We start from the raw sequence: 21,163 nt of genomic DNA, 5'->3' as shown, positions 1-21,163 counted from the left end.
TCGACATCTACGTAAATTGCATCTAAGTTATTCATGCCCTTGCCTTGGTAATCTTATGTTTCTTGGTCGAAAGATCTGATCACCGCAAGGGCATTTAGTTCCATTTCTTATGTGCAGCTCAGGTTACTTACAAAGCTCTGCAACGTGCGCTGCCAATGATTGTGCTGCCGGTGCAGCATGTCAAAAGGAATATTGGCAAACTCAACGTACTCTAAGTGTGGAGGCTAAAACATTACCATGAGCAAATATACCCTCTGTATGTTATGTTTATTAAGTTTGCTACTAAGCCGATGCGCTATGGCTGTACCGCCTAAAATTGAAGGGCGATTTATAGAGCTACAAGACACGTACACTTCACCCATATGGACAAAAATAAATTTTCAGCAGCAATACATAACCCCACCTGCGGTATTTATGTTGTCCACTAATCAAGGCGGTAACCCCGCTATAGTGAGAATACGCAATGTAACAACCACAGGGTTTGAAGCATTGCCACTTGAGCCATCAGGAGAAGATGGTGAGCATATAACCATGGGCGCGCACTATTTAGCGGTAGAATATGGTGTGCATGAATTTCCTGATGGGACCATTATGGAAGTGGGAAACACCGACTTACGCCTTGAGCTACAATACGGTGATAAGTCGGGGTTTGCCCCCATCACGCCTAAAGGTTACAAATCACTGACTTTTAATAAACCGTTTGCCGTAAGGCCTAACTTTTTTCATTCGTTACAAACACTAAATAGTTTAGATAGTAACCCGCCGTCTCAAGCGCTTGTGCCTTTTTTAACCATTGCAGTGCAAAGTGGTTCCTTATCTACCCAATAGCGCCAAGTGCTCCATCTAAATCTAATGAGCCAAAGCGAGTTAATTTAGGTGGTGGTGAAAGGCGCACCACCACGAAGTGGTGGCTTTAATCAAATCCTTCCTGCTGAGCTAAATATTGCTTCACGATTTCAAGTGGTGCACCTCCGCAACTAACCAGACAATAACTTCTGCTGTAAAAAACTGGCTTCCAGTAAAACTCACCCAAGTGTTCGGAAAACTCCTTTCGCACAAGTCTTGATGTAGCAGTTTTTAAACTGTTCACCATTTTACTTGGTTGCATCTTGGGATTAGCAGAAATTAAAAGGTGAAGGTGATCTGGCTCACCATTGCACTCCAAAAGCTCACAATCCCAAGATTTTAACAACCTTTTGTACTGAGATTCTAAGTACGCGGCAACCTCTGGCGTGATACAGCGATGACGATATTTAGTCACAAGAACTAAATGATAGTGAATATTATAAACGCTGTGATACAGCGTATTTAGGGCTTGTTTTTTCATAACAGCTAAATATAATTAGTTGTTATGAAAAAAGCAATCCGTAAAGTTACATATAAAATGAAATCATCAGTTTCTCAAGAAGAATCGCTGATGGATTTGTTTGTCCACCATCACCAGTTGTACAACTGGGCTTTACGTGATCGCATCGAAACATATCGTGATTCTAATTACAGTCTTAACTTTCACGAACAGTGCAAAATCAACACTCTGTGGCGTAATAATCGTAAAGCGCATGGCATTTTCAATGCTAATGCTCAGAGTGAGCAAGTCACATTAAAACGTGTTGCACTGGCTTTTGACGGTTTTTTTAGACGGCTCAAAAAAGGTGATAAGAAAGCTGGATTCCCACGTTTTAAACCATTTCAACGCTTTAAAGGTTGGGGCTACAAGGCTCATGGTGATGGTTGGAAGCTCAACCTGAAAGAAAAAAAGCATGGTGCTGTTTATTTGGCTGATGTTGGTATCGTTAAGATCCGAGGTAAAGCTAGAAACACAGGAGGCAAGCCGAAAACTGGCGAAATCATCCGAAAGAATGGTGAGTGGTTCATTTCAGTTTCAATGGAGTATGACACCATTGAGAGAAACTGTGGCACTAAAGCTGTTGGCTTGGATTGGGGTGTTTCTCATTACTTTTCGACAATCGATCAGGATGGTAATTTTGAGCAAGTCGAAAACCCCCGTTACCTCAGAAACAGCAAAGAGCGATTAACCTCTTTACAACGTGACCTCGCGTTAGCGAAAAAAGGCACTCGCACCCAGCGAAAATTAAAGCATCAAATAGCCAAACTCCACCAGAAAATCGCCCGTCAAAGACTCGATTTTACTCATAAAGAAACTGCAAAACTAGTTGAAGTGGCGGCATTGATCGCCACCGAAAAACTCACCGTTAAGAACATGACTCGCAGTGCCAAAGGTACTGTCGAGAAAAACGGAAAAATGGTGAAACAAAAGGCTGGTCTGAATCGGGAAATTCTGAACACCGCGCCAGCCATGACTCTTAATTTGCTGCGATACAAAGCGGAAGAAGCTAGTAGCGAATTTGTTGAAGTACCAACAAAGCAAGTTAAGCCAAGTCAAACCTGCCCAGACTGCGGAGCTAAGAAGAAGAAATCCTTAGCAGACCGCTGGCACTCATGCGAATGTGGTTGTGAGAAGCCCCGCGATGTAGCCAGTGCGCAAGTTAACTTAAACTGGGCGTTAGGTATTCAGGCTGGGAACCAGCCTAAAAAGGTAGCTTAGGCTTTCTTTTTGAAACTCCTTCAAAACGCGCAGCGTTTAGTGGGAGTTGTTCATAAGCGGGGTAAATATAGCGTTAGAGGCCTCAGAAACCGCATTAGGTGTTATTCAAACTGAAACGGTGGCCTACATGGCTGTAGAGCCTGGCAGCAATCGCACCTTTACCGATGACAATGGGGTAGAAGTGTCGTGGGAGACCTTTTTTACAGGATTCGAAGTTGATGGTTGGAATGATGGGTGTAACTACTTTAATTTTAACAATAACTTTAGTGAGGCACCGCTGGTGGTGGCAAGTAAAAATTCCCGACTTGAAGAAGACGGTGGGTGGCTGCGCAGCTGTAATTTAAGAGCGGATCGGTTAGGGCTGGTGGTTGATGAAGACCGTGATGGCGACAGAGAGCGTAACCACGTAAAAGAAGAAGCTTCTATATTAGCTATGACCAGTACGTTTGTATTTAATGGCGATATTTTAGATTGCGATACTTTATTTCCTGGCGCTATTTCTACCTACAATGATGGACAAGTGCAGCTTGTTCAAGGTGTGGAAATAACCGATAGCAATGCACAATTTATTACCACCACTAATTTAATATCAACGGCACTCACCAACCCGCCTTTGTGTAATGGCCAAGGCTGTGTGGCCACTGGGTATAACTCCCTTGAGCCAAATCAAGCTGCGCAAGTACCCACGGTCACAAACGATGGAAGCTCTACCGGTGATGTGCCTGTATCGTTAGCGGGCGATTATTTTTATGACGAACTAGCACTTAACTTATTGGAAGATGAGTATAAGGTAACAGCGCCCACCCGTATCTTTTTAAAAGATACATCGTCGCTAATTTCTAGCGCATTTTTGAACATAGGCAAAACGAATATTGCGGTTGAGGAAGGAGCGTATTTAGCTATATACGTCGATGGTGATGTTGCCATTGCGGCCGATGCAAATATTGCTGCATACATTGTCGCAACGGGGGAGGTAAGAATTGCCCAAAATGTCACATACCAGGGCTCTATAACCGCTGCAACACAAGTAATAACCGAGGGCAGCTCTACGTTTGATGCGTTAACAGTGCCAGAGAGTATTCCTGGATTTTGCGGTATTTTTACGCCGGTTTTGCTTGATCACTACCGCATATCATTAAGTGATAACCAAGGCTTAACCTGTCAAGCTAAAGAAATGACATTAACCGCCTGTGCAAACGATGCATGTGATTTACTGTACGATGAGCCCTCCGCACTTGACCTGTCTCCAGATAACAGTGGCCAACAAAGCTGGGTAAGCGGTGAAAATATTACCTTTACAGGCTCTGCCACCGTAGCGCTTGCAAAGCGTACCACAGGGACCGTCACACTTGGCTATAATACCGCCGACCCATCCGCACCGCTGCGTTGTTATATTAATGGTAATAACGTAGGGCTGGGCGGGTGCAAAGTGGTTTTTTCTGATGCAGGGTTTATTTTTAATAATGACACCGCCAATACAACGAGTATCCCCACTCAATTATCAGGTAAACCCTCTAGCGAGGGTTTTAATGCCGCCGAGCTATCCATTCAAGCGGTTAAAACAAATACCACAACAGCCGTATGCGAAGCCGCATTCCCTGCAGGTGGTCAAGTTGATTTAGATTTAGCTTATAGCTGCAGTGCCGGCGCTACGTGTTCAGATCCAATACAACTTAGTAATAATGCCAATACGTATAGCGTGCAGCAAGCATATCAAACTTTTTCGCTCACCTTTGATCAAGACTCAAAAGCCCCTATTGCTATTAACTACCCTGATGCCGCTAAATTAAGCTTAAATGCACGGGCAACAATTGTATTAGACCCAGTAACTAATTTATCAGTAAGCTTCACCGGCAGCTCTAACGAATATGTAGTTAAGCCCTTTGGGTTAGCGATGCAAGTTGCAAGTGACGGCTATGCCCAAACAGCAAACGATAGTTTATTTAGATTAACGGGTGAGTCATTTGATTTAAAAATGAATGCAGTACAGTGGCGTGCAGGGCAAGACAATAACAACGATGGGATACCTGATAACTATAGCGCTATTCATAGCAATCCCATTGCCAAACACTTCATTAGCGAGTCACCTTTAGTAACACATAGCTTAGTATTACCCAGCTCTGGTAATGAGGGGCAAATTGAAGCGCTAAATACCCTTGCCTTTACTGATACGGGAAACTTGAGTGAATCCATATCACAGTACGCTTATGACCAAGTGGGTATTATAAACGTATTTGCGGGTTTACAAGATGGCGATTATTTTGGTGTGGGCGATGTAAAAGGGCAGCTAAACAACGTAGGGCGATTTGCTCCATCGCACTATCAAATATTAGGTGTTCAAGCTGCTGCGCAATGTACACAGTTAGGCAGTAATTTAACCTATTTAGATCAGCCATTTGAGCTTGGTTTTACGGTACAAGCGCTTAATCATAACAACCAGCTAATGGCTAATTACAAACAAGGCTTTGAAAAAGCCCAAGTACAAATAAATGCCGAAAACAATCAAGCTGGTAATTATGTACCAGCAACCACGCTAACCAGCAGGTTAGCCAATATAAGCAGCAATAATTGGAACACCCTAGCCGATGGACAGTGGCAAATGAGCGACAGCACTGCCATGTTAACGCGCTTGGCTATAAATAACCCCGACGGCCCATTTACTATGGTTAATCTTATGGCCACCGTCACTAATACAGAAGGCGCTACGTTAATTGATGCTAACGATGAGCCGAGTACGCAAGCAAGCTGCAGCACTGATTGCAATAGCGTGCGTTTAAATGATGTGCCAATAGACTTTCGCTTTGGACGCTTAGTGCTAGGCAACAATGCCGGCTCAGATTTAGACTCATTACGTGTGCCTATGCAGGCTCAGTACTTTAATGGAACAGGCTTTGTATTAAATACCGAAGATAACTGCAGTGTATTTGAGCATCCGCAGTTATCCCAAATATCGCCATCAACGCCAATATTAAGCTATGAGTATGGTGCAGGTGCAGCGGGTTCATTAGAAGCAGGCAGCTACCCTACAAACAATGCTATTTATGCATCACCAAATGACAGTGGTACATTTACATTAGAATACGAAACAGAAAATTGGTTAAAGTGGGATTGGCTTGGTGATAATTCACAGCAAGATCCCCATGCTATTTTGCAATTTGGTCGCTTTAGAGGAAATGATCGGGTTATTTACTGGCGTGAAACAAGAGAATAGTTGTAAACTAAGATAATAATTGAACAAAGCTTGTGTTTTGTGCTTCAAGTACATAGCATAAGGCGTTGGGTGTATTGATTTTTGATGGTTGAAAAATGTTCAGCTTTCAAAAGTGAGTACACTCTAATAAACAATAATAACGACCAAATAATTGCCGCTTTTTGGGACTGGAATATATGCGAATTGCTCCTTTATCTCTGTTAATTTCCGCTAGTTTGTTAGCTAGTAGTGCATTTGCACAAGACACAGCAACAGTAACCGGAATTGAATCAGAGATTAGTATTAAACAAACAGAATACGATAACTCGACACAAATACTTGAAAAACACTTAAAAGAAGAAAGTCAGTTACAAAACCAACTTGAACTACTTCGTTCTCGCTCTACAGAGCTTGATAAAGAGAAAAACCAAGCACTTGATGCGATGAACGAAATGTATCGCCGCTTAATTGACGATCCTACGCTTGATATTAGTGCTGCCCAATCGCGCTATCAAAAAGCCGTGGTTGATCATAAGCAAAATAAAGACGACATCTCAATGCAGTTGGCGGCAATTGCATCTCATCGTAAAGATATAGAGCAAATTCGTGTTGCAAAACATACGCTTTTAAACACCTTAGAAAGCTTAAAAGAGCAATTAACTACAGCCCGAGTCGAGCGTTTACGTAATGAGTTTACCCGCGAAGGTACACTGGAAGTAAACCACACAATTAACTGTAAGCGTACCGAAACGCTCGCAGCTTGTGAGCAACGCGGCCAGCAAATGGGTTTACAAAAAGCCACTAAGCGCTTTGTTGATCAAATATTTGCTAATTTAACAGAAGAGCGAATTGTTGAACCAAAACGCAACATGGCAGGCGCACAAGTACAAATTTTAAGTAGCCATGTAGTTAACAGTGCATTTAGCGGACAAGGCAATTACAACGTTAACTTAAGCGTAACCATGCGCGGCGAAGTAAACAGCAGCCGCCTATGTAACTTATTAAACGTAGATAACCGTTATTGTTCTGAATATGGCTCGCCACTCGCGACAGCGTATCAGCCTGGTTACGGTACAACCTACTCTGATAGTCAGTTAACATTCAGCAACGCCGCGGATAATACCGACACTGTGTCTGTATCGCGAATGAACAATCAGCCAGTGCGCGATTACTCAGTGAAAGCTGCACCTACAAAAAAAAACTATCCATCAATTATAAATAAAGAGAAAAATCAGCAAGTTGAGCTGACTTTACGTTCAAATGTTTACGATGATGAAGTGTTTATTGATGGGGTGAGCTTTGGCTCTACGCGTTTAGTTACGCGTTTACCGCGTGGTGTGCATAACGTAGAAATACGTAAATTAGGTTATAAGCCTTACAAAGTAAGAGTTGATTTAACTAAAGCACAGACTATTCATGCTAACTTAGTAAAAAAGTCTGAGTCGATTGCTGCACCGGCTTACACTCGCGAGCAACCAAAACCTGTAAGTCGTACAGCAAGCACTAATCGCTCTGCTGATGTACAAAATAATGTTGTAGTTGTGCCCGCCGGTAAATTTAAGATGGGCGATATTAACGGCAATGGTTTAGCAAATGAACGCCCGGTTATTGAAAAAGTGATAGCCAGCTCATTTGCAATGCAAACCAAAGAGGTTACCGTAGGTGCCTACGAAGCGTTTGTAGCAAGTACTGGGTATAAAACACAAGCAGAGCAAAGCAAAGGGTGTGCTTATTATTTAAATGGCGAACCCGTATGGGAAGCTAATTTAAACTGGCGTAACCCAGGTTTTGAACAAAGCAGCGATTTTCCTGCTGTGTGTTTAACATTTAACGACGCGAAAGCGTACGCCGAATGGCTCTCTGGCGAAACCGGGCAGCAGTACCGTTTACCTAATGAAGTTGAATGGGAATACGCCGCTCGCGCAGGTACAGAAACAGAATACCCTTGGGGTAACGAAATAGGTAAAAATTTAGCTAACTGTGGTTGGTGTGGTAGCGAATGGTCAAACAAACGTGCAGCACCGGTGGGTTCTTTTTCTCCTAACGCATTTGGATTATACGACACCGTAGGCAATGTGTGGGAATGGACAGCTAAAGAGTCAGGCGAATCTGATGTTGCAGTAAGAGGCGGAGCGTGGAACTTTGCACCAAGCCTTGCACGTGCTTCAACACGATTAATTTTAGCGCCAGATTTTAGATCTAACTACATTGGCTTTCGCTTAGTCCGCGAACGATAGCATTTAACCAAGGAAGCCTAGCTTCCTTTTTTCACAAATTAACAAAGGTAGCTGCGCTTTATATTGCTCATCTAATTAGGCATGTTAAAGTGAGTGCAGCTAACATAAGAACGTATTTCAAAGGTCATCCAGCCTCATGTTTAAAAAACTCCGTGGTATTTTTTCAAACGATCTATCGATCGACTTGGGTACAGCCAATACCCTTATCTATGTAAAAGAAGAAGGTATTGTACTTAACGAACCTTCAGTTGTAGCTATTCGTCAAGAACGCGCTGGTGGACCTAAAAGTGTTGCTTCTGTGGGTACAGAAGCAAAACAAATGCTAGGGCGTACACCGGGTAATATTAAAGCGATTCGCCCAATGAAAGATGGCGTAATAGCCGACTTTTATGTAACCGAAAAAATGTTACAACACTTTATAAAACAAGTGCACAACAATAACTTTATGCGCCCAAGCCCGCGTGTACTTATTTGTGTACCGTGTGGTGCAACCCAAGTAGAAAAGCGTGCAATCCGCGAATCAGCAATGGGTGCCGGCGCGCGCGAAGTGTACCTAATTGAAGAGCCAATGGCCGCAGCAATTGGTGCTGGGCTACCAGTATCAGAAGCAACCGGTTCTATGGTTGTTGATATTGGTGGTGGTACTACCGAAGTTGCTATTATTTCACTAAACGGTGTTGTTTACTCATCGTCTGTGCGTATCGGTGGCGATAAATTTGATGAAGCCATTATTAATTATGTGCGCCGTAACTTTGGTAGCCTAATTGGTGAAGCAACGGCTGAAAATATTAAACATCAAATTGGCTCTGCTTTTAAAACTGACGAACCAATTGAAATTGAAGTACGCGGTCGTAACTTAGCCGAAGGTGTTCCTCGCTCATTTACACTTAACTCGCACGAAATTTTAGAAGCACTCCAAGAGCCGCTAATGGGCATTGTAAGTGCCGTAATGGTTGCACTTGAGCAGTCTCCACCTGAGCTTGCATCAGATATTTCAGCTCACGGTATGGTTCTGACTGGCGGTGGTGCACTATTAAAAGATTTAGATCGTTTATTAATGGAAGAAACAGGCATTCCTGTGGTTGTTGCCGATGATCCACTTACGTGTGTAGCACGTGGCGGCGGTAAAGCACTTGAAATGATTGATGTTCATGGTGGTGACGTTTTTAGTTACGATTAATGAAATTACTGTTTGGACAAACCAGCTCTTTGCAACTGCGACTTTTTGTCGCAGTGCTTTTGAGCATAGTGCTCATTGCGGGCGATAAGTTTACACAAGGCGGTACGGTTGTACGTACAAGCCTTAATACACTTGTTAGCCCATTAATTTACGTTGCCAACCTACCTTACGAAATATTTAGCTTAGGTGCTAAAAGCCTGCATACCCGCGATCAGTTACTGAGCGAAAACGAAGCGCTGAAAAAAAAGCAAATGCTACAAAGCGAGCAATTGCAGCAATACCAATTTTTAGCCAGCGAAAACCAAAAGCTACGCGCTTTACTTGGCTCATCGGCTAAGCAATCTAATCGTAAAAAAATAGCCCAAGTACTTTCTGTACATTCAAACCCTTATAGTCATCAAGTGGTTATTAACCGCGGTACCACCGACGGCCTAAGCGAAGGCCAAGCCGTAATTGATGAAATGGGGGTTGTTGGCCAATTAACAAAAGTAGGCTCTACCACATCGCGCGTGCTACTAATGACCGACACAACTCATGCTACGCCGGTACGTATACTACGAAACGACGTACGCACGGTAGTTGAAGGCATAGGTAAAATTAACGTTGTTAAGCTTTCGCATGTACCTCATAGCCTTGATGTGCGCATTGGCGATGTACTCGTGACCTCGGGGCTTGGCGGTACGTTTCCTGAAGGTTATCCGGTGGCCGTTGTCACCGAAATAAACCGCGATGAAGGGCGCCCATTTGCTCAAGTATTTGCAGAGCCTATTGCACAGCTAGACCGTATTCGTTTGTTGGTTATTTTATGGCGCAATCAACAGGAGCAAATCAGCGATGATTAATCGTTATTCATTGTTAATTGCCCTAAGCATCTTTTTTGCTTTAATTATGGCATTAATGCCACTGCCTTTTTCGTTTGAGCCCTTCAGACCTGATTGGGTGTTACTGGTATTAATGTACTGGTCGCTGGCAGTGCCGCATAGATTAAATATTGGTACCGCGTGGGTTGTTGGCCTACTCATGGACTTAGCCTTAGGCTCGCCATTAGGGGTTAACTCACTCACGTATTCTATTTGTATATTTGTGACCGCAAGTAACTTTCAAAAAATACGTAACTTTTCGCTTTGGCAGCAAAGCTTATTAGTGGGCTTATTTTTAACCTTGTATCACTTAATGCAATTTTGGTTAAATCACTTTTTATTAGGTGTTTATTTTAATCCACAATACCTGTGGCCAGTGGCGACCGGTATGGTCAGCTGGTTTTGGGTCTTTTTACTTCTTCGCAAATACCGTAGACATTTTAGGATCAGGTAATGACAACCGCAGTATATTTGGCATCAGCCTCCCCGCGACGTAAAGAGTTGTTGAGTCAGTTAGGCATTGAGTTTGAACAATTTAGTGTAGATGCAGATGAAACCCCACTTGCAAACGAGCAGCCTCATGCATTGGTTGAGCGCTTAGCTCGCTTAAAAGCGCAAACAGGCGTAGCGCTTGGTTACACAGACCGCCCAGTGCTTGGTAGCGATACTGTGGTTGTTATTGATAACGAATCATTGGGTAAACCACGCGATAAAAACGATTTCATAACAACACTTAAACGTTTATCTGGTAATACACATCAAGTGCTTACTGCCGTTGCTTTTGCTACACAAACAGATGTACTAAGTTGTGTGGTGAGTACCGATGTGACCTTTAAAACCCTCAGCGATGAAGAAATAAATAGCTATTGGGAGTCAAACGAGCCACAAGATAAAGCCGGTGGTTATGGCATTCAAGGCTTAGGTGGTCGCTTTGTTACACACATTGCGGGTAGCTATTTTGCTGTTGTAGGCTTACCTTTATACGAGACCGAACAATTATTACAAGCATTCTTAAGAAGGTAACATGAGTACAGAATTACTAATAAATGTCACGCCAAGTGAAAGCCGTGTTGCCCTAATCGAAAACGGTGTATTACAAGAAATTCAACTAGAGCGTATAGGCAACCTAGGTATTGTAGGCAATATTTATTTAGGAAAAATAAGCCGCGTACTGCCAGGCATGCAAGCTGCTTTTGTTGATATAGGCCTAGAAAAAGCCGCTTTTTTACATGCATCAGACATAGTCAATAGTGCCTCAATAGTTGAGGGTGTAGACGACGAGCCAATAAAAAAAGTACAAGACATACGTGAGCTAGTACGCCAAGGGCAATACATTATGGTGCAAGTGGTTAAAGACCCACTAGGCACTAAAGGAGCAAGGCTTACTACCGATATCACTATACCTTCGCGCTATTTAGTGTTTATGCCAGACGCTACGCATGTTGGTGTTAGTCAGCGTATTGAAACCGAAGAAGAGCGTGCGCGACTTAAAAAAATAGTGGCAGAATACGGCGACGATAATGGCAGTTTTATTGTTCGTACAGCGGCAGAGGGCGCTAGCGAAGCGGAGCTAAGACACGATGCTGAATTTTTACGAAAACTGTGGCAAAAAATTGTATCACGTCGTAAAAAAACCAATAAAGCCAGTATATTACACGAAGACTTAACGCTTGCATTTAGAACCCTGCGCGACTACGTAGGTGAAGATATGGAGCGCATTAGAGTTGACTCTAAGCTAACCTATCAAGAACTAAAGCTGTTTACTGAGGAGTTTGTGCCTTTGCTTTCGCAGGCACTTGAGTACTACCCAGGTGAGCGCCCAATTTTTGATTTATTTGACGTTGAAACCGAAATTCAAAAAGCATTGCATCGTAAAGTCACGCTTAAGTCGGGCGGTTATTTAATTATCGACCAAACCGAAGCGATGACCACAGTTGATGTGAATACAGGTGCATTTGTAGGGCATCGTAATTTAGAAGAAACCATTTTTAATACCAATGTGGAAGCCACATCAGCCATTGCTAGGCAGCTACGCCTGCGTAACTTAGGCGGTATTATTATTATCGATTTTATCGATATGATCAGCGAAGATCATAAACGCAGAGTATTACATTCACTAGAGTCAGCACTATCTAAAGACCGTGCAAAAGCCAACATAAACGGCTTAAGCGCATTAGGCTTAGTAGAAATGACCCGTAAGCGCACCCGCGAAAGCCTTGAGCATATTTTGTGTGATGTATGTCCGGCTTGCTCTGGACGCGGCTCACAAAAAACAGTCGAAACCGTATGCTATGAAATACTGCGCGAAATAGTGCGCGTTAATCGTGCCTACGATGCCGATAAATTCATGGTGTATGCGGCACCTGCTGTAAGTGAAGCCTTACTCAATGATGAGTATCATAACCTTGCCGAACTTGAACTATTTATTGGAAAACAGGTCAATATTCAAACAGAGAGCCTATACAGCCAAGAGCAGTTTGATGTGGTAATGATGTAATGAAAACGAAAGCGGTCTGTTTTTTTTGTTTTAGAAAGTTATGGCAAACCTGCGCCATAATTTTAGTATTACTGGCCGTGATTGTTTCTATTTTAAAGTACACCTTACCTTATGCAAACGACTACAAAGGCGATATAGAAACCTACCTGCACGATAAATTTGCCATTAGTCTTTCTATAGGCGCAATCTCTGCCAGTTGGCATGGCGCCGGCCCTGCCTTGGTATTAGAAGAGCTCTCCTTTAAGGATAACGAAACTGCGCCTATATCGCTCACTATTGCCAAAACAAGCTTAGAACTTAACCTATGGGAGAGCATTAAAGCCTTTCAGTTAAAGTCTAATTACTTTGTTATTAATGGCTTTCATACCAGTGTAAATATTCAAAATTTATTTAATAACACTAATAACGATGATGTTTCGTTTGAACAAAAAGAGCTAATTGAAGAGCTATTTTTAGGAGATACAGGGCATTTTGCTATTGAAAATTCGAGTATTAATTTCATTTTAGAAGACGGTAGAGAGCGCAAGCTATTACTCGAAAACATAGTATGGCAAAACCAAGATGAACAACATTTAGGAAGCGGCAGCCTCGCCTTGCCCGGCATTAGTGTGGGTAGCTTTGACGCACGTATCGCGCTTAGTGGCAAAACTATAGAGCAAATTGCGGGTGATATTTACGTACAAGCAAATAGCGTAGATGTGTCTAATTGGTTGGCGCAATATATTAATACTGAAAAACAGCAGCTTTACACAGACATAAACTTAAAGTCTTGGCTTAAGCTCGAAAATGGTTTTATCAGCGATGTAAAAATGCAGTGGTTACCTAGCTTTGTGCACTGGCAAAACAACCAACAAGCTAAACAAGTAAGCTTAAGTGAAGGGGGATTTCATTTATTTCCTGAGGCAAACGCTTGGCACTTAAAAAGCACGGGCCTAACATTTAGTAATAACGACACAACCTGGCCAAGTCTAGAATTTGAGGCCAACTTAGGTAAGCAAAATAAAGTATGGCTGCAGCAGGTTGATCTTTCTTTACTGAGTAACTTGGCGTCGTTAACTAACTTTGAAGCATTACAGCCACTTTTAAACCGCAAACCAAGTGGTTTTATCGATCAAGCCTACCTAGAACTTAATCCAGATGAGCAATGGCAGTTATGGTTTTCAGCTAATAATATTGGCTGGCAAGAAGTGTCTGGTATTCCTGCAGCGCAGGCGCTTAGAGTCTCGGGGCTTATAAATCAGCAGCGCGGGCGAGTGCAGCTATTTGGCGAAAACGGGACTTTAATAACCGGCGACAGCTTCAGTAAAAATATTGATTACAACCAAATTAATATCGATCTGGATTTAGCAAAAACAGATAATTACTGGAATGTAAGCAGTAATAATATTTGGTTTGATAATAACGAAGTTACCTTAGCGGCTGAGTTAAATGTAAGCCTTAGCGACCATCCTCGCTTAGATCTATACGCAGAAGCCTATGCAGCGGATGCCACAGTAGCTGGGCACTACTTTCCGTTAAAGGCAATGAGCCCTCAACTTGTAAGCTACTTAAATGGTGCAATAAAAGGGGGCGAAGTAGCTAAGGCGCAAGTATTATTTGCAGGTCCGCTTTCAGGTTTTCCTTTCACCGATGGCAGCGGCCAATTTGATGTACTCGCGCAAATAGATAACGCAACATATGCGTTTGACCCCAATTGGCCGGCAGTAACTAACGCTAATGTGCAGCTGCATTTTGCCAACGAGCGAATGGATATTTATAGCCAGCAAGGCCAGTTAGTTAATTTAGAAGTAGGCGATAGCGTGCAAGTGAGTATTGCCGATTTAATGCACGCTGATGAACTCATTGTACAAATAGATAAACGCGCGCAAATGGAAAAACTGCATGACTTTTTTGCAGCCACCCCGATTGCAAACCCACTGGCCAATATTTTTGAAGTGGTGCAGGGCAAAGGTCAAGCCGATGCAAGCGTAACTCTTTTAATTGGCTCTAAATTTAAAGGTGGAGCCAGTGTAAGCGGCAAAGTAAAACTAAACGATTTGCCTGTTTATATTGCGGCCCCAGGCATTGCGCTTGAAAAACTAAGCGGCGAGCTCAGCTTTGAAAACGATACAATTAGCATGCAAAACGCCAGCGCTACATGGTTGGGTATGCCGCTTAGCATTAACTATAATAGTGCAAGCGAAGCACAGCAGTACACCGCTAATATTGATATAACGGCCTTACTAAATGCAGATACACTAACAACCCAGGCGCAAGGTGTACTGAAAGGGTACCTGAGTGGGCAAAGTGAAGTTGATATAGGCCTTGCACTTAATTTTACTGAGCAAGGATTTAATTACCGCGCTCAGGTAAGCTCAGAGCTACTAGGGTTAACGAGCACGCTACCAGCGCCCTATGGCAAAACAAGTGAACAGGTTTGGCCGTTAACGGGCATAGTGCAAGGCGATGATATTTCAAATCTTATTACGGCTAATGCTAATCAGCAGCTATATTTTAATGCGATTTTAGAAAACGGTCAGCCGCAATTTAGTAATATGCATATTGTTCTTGGTGAGCAAGATTTAGGGCTAAATCAAAAAGATTTAAGCGTTAATATTAACCTTGAACAAACGCAACTAGAAGCATGGTTTGAATTAATAGACCAAATAATTAAAGCCGCTCAAGCTAAGCCAGACCAGCAGTCTGAGGGTATTATGCCGCCATTAAATGAAGTGGTTGCGCATATTGACAAGGTTAATGCTAGCGACATTATTTTTAACGATTTTGAAATGCGCTTAGCGCCCCAGCAAAACGACTTATATTTAAAGCTTAATGCCAAAGAGCTGCGTGCTGACGTGTTTATTCCCAACTCTCAGCCAAGCCAGCCGATACGTATAAATAGCGATTACTTAAGACTTAACTTTGCACCTAAAGTAGAAGAAGATCTTGAGATCACCGATGTACTGCCAGAGCAAAACCTAGCGTGGCTTAACACAGTACCTGCCATTGAATTTGAATGTGCAGATTGTAAAGTGGCAAGTTATCAGCTTGATAAAGTGAGCGCTTCGCTGGTCGGTGAAGGCGACAAGCTCACTATTTCTGAGCTTGTGGTTGATAAGGGCGACCATATTTTACGTACCAAAGGGCAATGGCAAGGTGGCTTTACGCAATTTAATGGTGAACTTAAAAGTGACGATATAGGCGCGCTATTTGATGAATTTGATATCACCACCGCAATAAAAGACTCAAAAGCCGATATTAACTACAACCTTGCTTGGCAAGGCGCCCCGTATAACTTTGATATACCAAGTTTGGGCGGTGAAGTTAAGTGGGATTTAGGCGAAGGCCACATTGCTGAAATAAGTGATGGTGGGGCACGTGTGTTTTCGTTACTTAGCCTTGACTCGCTAGTGCGTAAATTAAAACTCGATTTTAGAGATGTATTTTCAAAAGGCTTTTTTTACAACAGCTTAAAAGGCTCTATGCAGCTAGATAAAGGTATAGCCTACACAAAAGATACCAAAATGGATGGCGTGCCAGCCGATTTAACGATTAACGGCTATGCTAATTTAAACACCCTTGAAATAGATTACGATTTAGCTGTGGCACCACAAGTAACATCTAGTATTCCGGTTATTGTGGCTTGGATGGTTAATCCCGTCACAGGGCTTGCCGCTTTAGCGCTTGATAAGGTTATTCACTCAGCAAGGGTGATCTCCGAAATTAACTTTAAAGTAACCGGCAAAATGAATGACCCTGTGGTACAAGAGCTTGAGCGTAAAAGTAAAGAAGTTACCTTACCGCAAGCTGCACAAAATCAGCCGCAAGCGGCCAGTACTCTCACACTTAAAGATGCCGCGGTAACAGCAACACAATGAGTACGCTAAACGCTAATATAATTGCTTTGCAAATGTGCTCAGGCACCAACCCCGACGAAAACATGGCAACCCTTGGCGAGGCGTTAAATAAACTCCCCGCAGCCAGGCCAATGCTTGTATGTTTACCCGAGGCGTTTTTAGTATTTAGTAAAAGTGGCCATGATACGCTAGCGGTTGCTAAACGTATTACACACTATAAGCAGCAATTAAGTGCATTGTGTAAAAAGCATAATATTTGGTTAAATGCGGGCACTATCCCTGAGCCACACAAAAATAATAAATACTTTGCGGCCTCGCACTTATTTAATAGCCAAGGTGAATGCGTAGCCACGTACAATAAAATGCATTTATTTGATGTTGATGTGGCCGATAAAACCGCCAGCTATCGAGAGTCAGACTTTACTCAAGCAGGCGATGATGTGGTGGTTGTTGCTACACCGTTTGGTAAAATTGGCTTAACAGTATGTTATGATTTGCGCTTTAGCGGATTATTTAGCGCACTTACGCGCCAAGGGGCTGAAATAATTTTAGTGCCCAGTGCTTTTACAGTCCCTACAGGGCAAGTACATTGGCAACCCTTATTAAAAGCACGCGCAATAGAAACGCAGTGTTACGTTATTGCAACTGCGCAGTATGGAACACATCAAAATGGCCGCCAAACATACGGCCACAGTATTATTATTTCACCATGGGGCGAGCAAATAGCAACGCTTGAAAGTGGGGTAGGGTTTATAAGCGGTTACGCCGACCTAAACCAGTTAAATAAAATTAGAAGAGATATGCCCGTGCAATCTCATCAACGATTTAGAGAGCATTTATTATGAATTCGGTTGAACAGCATTTATTACACGACAGCCAGCTAAATCGAGAAGAACTCGAAAAAACGCTTGGGTATATTCATCAGCACAAAGTGGATTACGCCGATTTATACTTTCAATCAAGCCATCATGAGTCATGGGTGCTTGAAGACGGCTTAGTAAAAGAAGGCTCTTACAATGTTGAGCGCGGAGTAGGTGTACGTGCCGTTAGTGGTGAAAAAACAGGGTTTTCTTATTCTGATGCCATTAACCTTGAAGCGTTAAACAAAGCCGCAACGGCGGCTCGTAGCATTGCCGATGCAGGCGAAGATAAAACCATTAAAGTATTTAGCGATGTGAAAGCAAAAGAGCAATTTGCCCCGCATCAGCCAATATCAAGCATGAGTGACAGCGATAAAGTGAGTTTATTGCGTGAGCTTGAAAATTACATACGCGAACTCGCCCCTGATGCTGAGCAAGTAATTAGTTCAATGTCGGCTGTATACGAAGAAGTATTAATTGCTGCCAGCGATGGCACGTTTGCTACCGATATACGCCCGCTTATTCGTTTAAACTGCTCCGTTTTACTTGAAAAAAATGGCCGCCGTGAGCGCGGTGGTGCAGGGGGCGGCGCACGCTTAGATTATGGTTACTTTAAAGAACTAGTTGAAGGCAAGCCACGTTGGATGGGCTTTGCCGAAGAAGCAGTACGCCAAGCTAAAGTAAACTTAGAGGCAATTGATGCACCAGCTGGCACAATGGAAGTTGTGTTAGGCAATGGCTGGCCTGGCGTGCTTTTACACGAAGCGGTAGGCCATGGCCTTGAAGGCGACTTTAACCGTAAAGGAGCTTCGGCATTTAGCGGTAAAGTGGGGCAAAAAGTAGCGTCTGAGCTGTGTACAGTAGTTGATGATGGCACCATGGCCGATCGCCGCGGTTCACTTAACGTTGACGATGAAGGCACACCTGCAGCTTATAACGTACTTATCGAAAACGGTATTTTAAAAGGTTACATGCAAGATAAGCTCAATGCGCGTTTAATGGGTGTAAACCCAACGGGTAATGCACGTCGTGAGTCGTATGCGCATTTACCTATGCCGCGTATGACCAACACCTACATGCTAGGGGGCGAGCATAGCCAAGCCGATATTATAAGCTCAGTTAAAAAAGGGGTATTTGCACCAAACTTTGGTGGCGGCCAAGTAGATATTACTTCAGGTAAGTTTGTATTTAGCGCATCAGAGGCGTACTTAATTGAAAACGGTAAAATTACCCAGCCAATTAAAGGTGCAACACTGATTGGTAATGGCCCAGAGGTGATGCAGCATATCTCTATGGTAGGCAACGATTTAGCCCTTGATAAAGGCGTCGGTGTCTGCGGTAAAGATGGCCAAAGCGTACCTGTAGGGGTAGGTCAACCAAGCCTTAAAATAGACCAACTTACAGTCGGTGGCACCGCATAAAACAATAAAGCGCGAAGCAATTCGCGCTATATAGGTTACCAATGCGAGGTTTACGCCTCGCTTTGCTCTTCTTTGTTCTTCTTCGTCTGTTCGTACCACAAAGCCATAAAACACTCAGTTAATTTATGCTCTATTTCAAGTGCTTTGTTGGTTGGGCAAAATAGCGTAAAGCTTGCTTTAAACTCACCAAGCTCTGTAGTGCCAAAATGAATAACCGGTGCCGGACCCGAAATTTTGGCATCGAGTTTACGCTCTATCATCGAATTATAACGTGTTGCTACATCGTGAAACTCTTCGCAGTATAGTTTTGCCTGATTGACTAATTCGTCATGAATAACATAAGGGTTAAAGCTCTCTCTGCGTACAATAGTAAAATGATGAGTAACAAAGCGCTTTACATAATTAAGGTTTTTAATTGAGCTGGTGATCAGCTTATTATTTGGTATATAAATTGTTTTGCGCGAAAACTGATAAGTGTGCATGTCTATTTCATGCATGGTGGTTTTTACCCAGTCTGTTTCGGCTACTTCGCCAAAATAGTCACCTACTTGTATCCAATCACCTACTCTAAATGGGCGGGTGGTAACTAGGTAAAAAAAGCCTATAACGCATTGTATAAACTCGCGAGTTGCAAGCACTATAGCTACTGCAAACGCAGCAATAGACAGCGCAAAATTTTGTATTTCGGTCGACCACACAAATAGCAGCGACAGCACCATAACAAAATTAATAAAGTGCTTAATGTTATGAGTGATGTAACGAATGTCTTTTTCTTTTTTTTCAGCGCGGTTTCTTGCTAGTTTATCAACCAGTACTTTAAGCACAAAAGCAATGGCAAGCACGAGCACAGAAACTAAAAAAGGGTGCATGAGTATGTCTTTAATCATAACTTCCAAATACGAGTAGCAATAGGCACGCTAAGTATATTGAGTAATCAAACCAATTAGCAAATTTAAGCTACATAAAATCACTTATACCAATTGTGTTAAGGCATGAGCCATTTATAGTAATAGGTGAATAGCGTTAAAACCCTATTAGCGCTTTATTTTGCACGCTAGAATGGCTAATACTTAATTAAACCGGTATTACTTAGCAGCTAGGCTGTGTGCTCTGTAATAGAGGCTTGCGTGTGTTTAGCGTGTTTTTGGCAAAACAATACAAGCTCAATGGCAGCGATAAAAATAAGTGTGTAACCCAGGGTTTCTATGCCTTCCTCAATAATATTTTTAACGACCCGAACGTATTGCTCTCCCATAACTGAGTGCCAAAACTCGCCCTTGCCCATCATTCTCGAAAAAGCGAGTAAGGTCACTAAGCCAGATAGGCAAATACCATAACTTGGTGTTTGTGAATAGGCTTTTAACGAGCTGTAAATAAAGCCTCGTTGGGCTTTTAAGTAAAGTAGTACGCTCCCTAACAGCGTATATACAATTGCTTGCCATGCGCCATCAAACACATACATATCTAGGTAGGTGTCAAATTCTCTAACAAACATAGCAGCCGACAAAGCAGCCAGTAACAGCGCGGCTATTTTAAGATCAGAGTGAATACGTGAGGCGTAAAAAAACAGCATACAACTTAAAAGGTTAAAATATCTTGCATGTGTTCGGTTAGTGTTTCTTCACTGTAAAGTGCATTTTGCTGTAAATCAAAACCTTCAAGCTGAATTAAAAAAGCCACACCTGCTAAGCATAATAAGTAAATAAAAGATCGCAGTAAAAACATATAAAAGCTCAAATAGAAAACAATGCGCGGCAGTTTAATTATAAAAATAGCTAAAAGCCAAAACATTATAGAAACTTTTTATAATTTATCGGTCTAATTTTTTTGCTGTTAAATTAATGGGTTATGTTTTTATTTTATGTATTTATGATGTGTTTTTTGTAATAAGTTGAGTTAATTAGTTGTGCTGCATAGGGTTAAATGCGTTAAGCATAAAAAAGCCCTTACTAAAACATAGTAAGGGCTTTTAACGTTATAAGCAGAGTTTGCTTAGCGCATCGTCTGACATTTACTCTGTACATCCAAATCTGGAAATACTCTGGAAACCTACACTTTACCTAGTCTAGAAGGCTTTTCCAGAAAAAGTGAAAAATAGCAAAGAAATTTGGACTTTTTTGAGGTCTGGAAAATAGTTTTCCAGATCTATTCATATTTAATATATCCTAATTTTGACAGTAGCTTTGTCTATCTTTTGATGATTAATTTTTATTATTTAAAGAGTATTTCTTTAGGGGAGCTAGTAAGTATTTCAGCACCCCAAATTAATTGTCATCAGGGAGTTTCATGTTGCGCATATGGTAAATTTGGTTTGCCATTAAGCGTGCCATTTCATTTACACTCAAAAAATCAATTCGTCCATTTGGTAGCTTTCTCATATTTTTTAATCCATCCATCGTTATATTCCCATTGAAATGACATTTACCGTGTTTCATTTGAACACTGAGATAGTGAAATCTCAACTCAAACTCTTCTCTAGTATGGGGAGTATCATATGTCTCAAGCTTCATAACTTC

The 21,163-nt window shown here is 42.2% G+C and carries 16 protein-coding genes; 12 read left to right on the top strand and 4 right to left on the bottom strand.

Annotation, left to right across the window (positions count from 1 at the left end; all coding sequences use genetic code 11):
* The first annotated feature begins 297 nt into the window (after nt 1-297).
* On the top strand, nt 298-828 hold the full coding sequence (locus tag PSI06_RS14875; protein WP_273604119.1) for an H-type lectin domain-containing protein: 531 nt from the start codon (nt 298-300) through the stop codon (nt 826-828).
* Nucleotides 829-913: 85 nt separating this feature from the next.
* On the opposite strand, the gene tnpA is transcribed toward PSI06_RS14875, so the two are convergent.
* On the bottom strand, nt 914-1,327 hold the full coding sequence (gene tnpA / locus PSI06_RS14870) for an IS200/IS605 family transposase (protein WP_036932744.1): 414 nt from the start codon (nt 1,325-1,327) through the stop codon (nt 914-916).
* A 24-nt stretch (nt 1,328-1,351) separates the two neighbouring features.
* Here tnpA and PSI06_RS14865 point away from each other — a divergent pair, with 24 nt between their 5' ends.
* From PSI06_RS14865 to tldD, 11 genes are all read left to right on the top strand, one after another.
* Nucleotides 1,352-2,566: an RNA-guided endonuclease InsQ/TnpB family protein gene (locus PSI06_RS14865; RefSeq protein WP_273604120.1), complete on the top strand. Its 1,215-nt coding sequence runs from the start codon at nt 1,352-1,354 to the stop codon at nt 2,564-2,566.
* A gap of 127 nt (nt 2,567-2,693) precedes the next feature.
* On the top strand, nt 2,694-5,777 hold the full coding sequence (locus PSI06_RS14860; RefSeq protein ID WP_273604121.1) for a DUF6701 domain-containing protein: 3,084 nt from the start codon (nt 2,694-2,696) through the stop codon (nt 5,775-5,777).
* A 176-nt stretch (nt 5,778-5,953) separates the two neighbouring features.
* On the top strand, nt 5,954-7,993 hold the full coding sequence (locus PSI06_RS14855) for an SUMF1/EgtB/PvdO family nonheme iron enzyme (RefSeq protein WP_004585755.1): 2,040 nt from the start codon (nt 5,954-5,956) through the stop codon (nt 7,991-7,993).
* Nucleotides 7,994-8,129: 136 nt separating this feature from the next.
* Entirely contained in the window at nt 8,130-9,173 is a 1,044-nt protein-coding gene (locus PSI06_RS14850) for a rod shape-determining protein (protein ID WP_002958401.1), read from the top strand.
* Nucleotides 9,173-10,015: a rod shape-determining protein MreC gene (gene mreC / locus PSI06_RS14845; RefSeq protein WP_273604122.1), complete on the top strand. Its 843-nt coding sequence runs from the start codon at nt 9,173-9,175 to the stop codon at nt 10,013-10,015. The genes PSI06_RS14850 and mreC overlap by 1 nt, the downstream gene beginning before the upstream one ends.
* A complete protein-coding gene (mreD, locus tag PSI06_RS14840; protein WP_004585757.1) occupies nt 10,008-10,487 on the top strand; it encodes a rod shape-determining protein MreD in 480 nt (159 codons plus the stop codon). The genes mreC and mreD overlap by 8 nt, the downstream gene beginning before the upstream one ends.
* Nucleotides 10,487-11,056, top strand: coding sequence for a Maf family protein (locus tag PSI06_RS14835; protein WP_024032489.1), 570 nt, complete (start codon nt 10,487-10,489; stop codon nt 11,054-11,056). The genes mreD and PSI06_RS14835 overlap by 1 nt, the downstream gene beginning before the upstream one ends.
* Before the next feature lies 1 nt (nt 11,057).
* The gene (rng, locus tag PSI06_RS14830) at nt 11,058-12,530 is read left to right on the top strand and encodes a ribonuclease G (protein WP_004585759.1); all 1,473 of its coding nucleotides are present in this window, start codon (nt 11,058-11,060) and stop codon (nt 12,528-12,530) included.
* Nucleotides 12,530-16,387, top strand: a complete 3,858-nt coding sequence (locus tag PSI06_RS14825) for a YhdP family protein (protein ID WP_273604123.1) — start codon at nt 12,530-12,532, stop codon at nt 16,385-16,387. The genes rng and PSI06_RS14825 overlap by 1 nt, the downstream gene beginning before the upstream one ends.
* Nucleotides 16,384-17,211 (top strand): carbon-nitrogen hydrolase family protein, encoded by an 828-nt coding sequence (locus PSI06_RS14820; protein WP_273605036.1) that lies wholly within the window; start codon nt 16,384-16,386, stop codon nt 17,209-17,211. Before PSI06_RS14825 ends, PSI06_RS14820 begins: the two co-directional genes overlap by 4 nt.
* A complete protein-coding gene (gene tldD, locus PSI06_RS14815; RefSeq protein WP_024032486.1) occupies nt 17,208-18,647 on the top strand; it encodes a metalloprotease TldD in 1,440 nt (479 codons plus the stop codon). The genes PSI06_RS14820 and tldD overlap by 4 nt, the downstream gene beginning before the upstream one ends.
* A 50-nt stretch (nt 18,648-18,697) precedes the next feature.
* On the opposite strand, the gene PSI06_RS14810 is transcribed toward tldD, so the two are convergent.
* The 3 genes from PSI06_RS14810 to avs1c form a co-directional block, all read right to left on the bottom strand.
* Nucleotides 18,698-19,534, bottom strand: coding sequence for a mechanosensitive ion channel family protein (locus tag PSI06_RS14810; protein ID WP_273604124.1), 837 nt, complete (start codon nt 19,532-19,534; stop codon nt 18,698-18,700).
* 209 nt (nt 19,535-19,743) lie between these two features.
* Nucleotides 19,744-20,220, bottom strand: coding sequence for a hypothetical protein (locus PSI06_RS14805; protein WP_273604125.1), 477 nt, complete (start codon nt 20,218-20,220; stop codon nt 19,744-19,746).
* Between the two features lie 691 nt (nt 20,221-20,911).
* Nucleotides 20,912-21,157 carry an AVAST type 1 anti-phage system protein Avs1c gene (avs1c, locus tag PSI06_RS14800; RefSeq protein ID WP_165724367.1) on the bottom strand — a complete coding sequence of 82 codons (246 nt, stop codon included), beginning with the start codon at nt 21,155-21,157 and terminating at the stop codon, nt 20,912-20,914.
* Nucleotides 21,158-21,163: the final 6 nt, after the last annotated feature.

The sequence above is a fragment of the Pseudoalteromonas sp. GABNS16E genome, assembly GCF_028598715.1.
In the GTDB taxonomy this organism is placed as follows: Bacteria; Pseudomonadota; Gammaproteobacteria; order Enterobacterales; family Alteromonadaceae; genus Pseudoalteromonas; species Pseudoalteromonas atlantica.
This window is presented reverse-complemented; position numbering and strand designations above follow the sequence as displayed.

What these genes read in the sequence shown, in the direction of transcription:
- PSI06_RS14875 (WP_273604119.1), top strand. Translation starts at nt 298, where the DNA reads ATGGCTGTACCGCCTAAAATTGAAGGGCGATTTATAGAGCTACAAGAC.
- tnpA (WP_036932744.1), bottom strand. Translation starts at nt 1,327, where the DNA reads ATGAAAAAACAAGCCCTAAATACGCTGTATCACAGCGTTTATAATATT.
- PSI06_RS14865 (WP_273604120.1), top strand. Translation starts at nt 1,352, where the DNA reads ATGAAAAAAGCAATCCGTAAAGTTACATATAAAATGAAATCATCAGTT.
- PSI06_RS14860 (WP_273604121.1), top strand. Translation starts at nt 2,694, where the DNA reads ATGGCTGTAGAGCCTGGCAGCAATCGCACCTTTACCGATGACAATGGG.
- PSI06_RS14855 (WP_004585755.1), top strand. Translation starts at nt 5,954, where the DNA reads ATGCGAATTGCTCCTTTATCTCTGTTAATTTCCGCTAGTTTGTTAGCT.
- PSI06_RS14850 (WP_002958401.1), top strand. Translation starts at nt 8,130, where the DNA reads ATGTTTAAAAAACTCCGTGGTATTTTTTCAAACGATCTATCGATCGAC.
- mreC (WP_273604122.1), top strand. Translation starts at nt 9,173, where the DNA reads ATGAAATTACTGTTTGGACAAACCAGCTCTTTGCAACTGCGACTTTTT.
- mreD (WP_004585757.1), top strand. Translation starts at nt 10,008, where the DNA reads ATGATTAATCGTTATTCATTGTTAATTGCCCTAAGCATCTTTTTTGCT.
- PSI06_RS14835 (WP_024032489.1), top strand. Translation starts at nt 10,487, where the DNA reads ATGACAACCGCAGTATATTTGGCATCAGCCTCCCCGCGACGTAAAGAG.
- rng (WP_004585759.1), top strand. Translation starts at nt 11,058, where the DNA reads ATGAGTACAGAATTACTAATAAATGTCACGCCAAGTGAAAGCCGTGTT.
- PSI06_RS14825 (WP_273604123.1), top strand. Translation starts at nt 12,530, where the DNA reads ATGAAAACGAAAGCGGTCTGTTTTTTTTGTTTTAGAAAGTTATGGCAA.
- PSI06_RS14820 (WP_273605036.1), top strand. Translation starts at nt 16,384, where the DNA reads ATGAGTACGCTAAACGCTAATATAATTGCTTTGCAAATGTGCTCAGGC.
- tldD (WP_024032486.1), top strand. Translation starts at nt 17,208, where the DNA reads ATGAATTCGGTTGAACAGCATTTATTACACGACAGCCAGCTAAATCGA.
- PSI06_RS14810 (WP_273604124.1), bottom strand. Translation starts at nt 19,534, where the DNA reads ATGATTAAAGACATACTCATGCACCCTTTTTTAGTTTCTGTGCTCGTG.
- PSI06_RS14805 (WP_273604125.1), bottom strand. Translation starts at nt 20,220, where the DNA reads ATGCTGTTTTTTTACGCCTCACGTATTCACTCTGATCTTAAAATAGCC.
- avs1c (WP_165724367.1), bottom strand. Translation starts at nt 21,157, where the DNA reads ATGAAGCTTGAGACATATGATACTCCCCATACTAGAGAAGAGTTTGAG.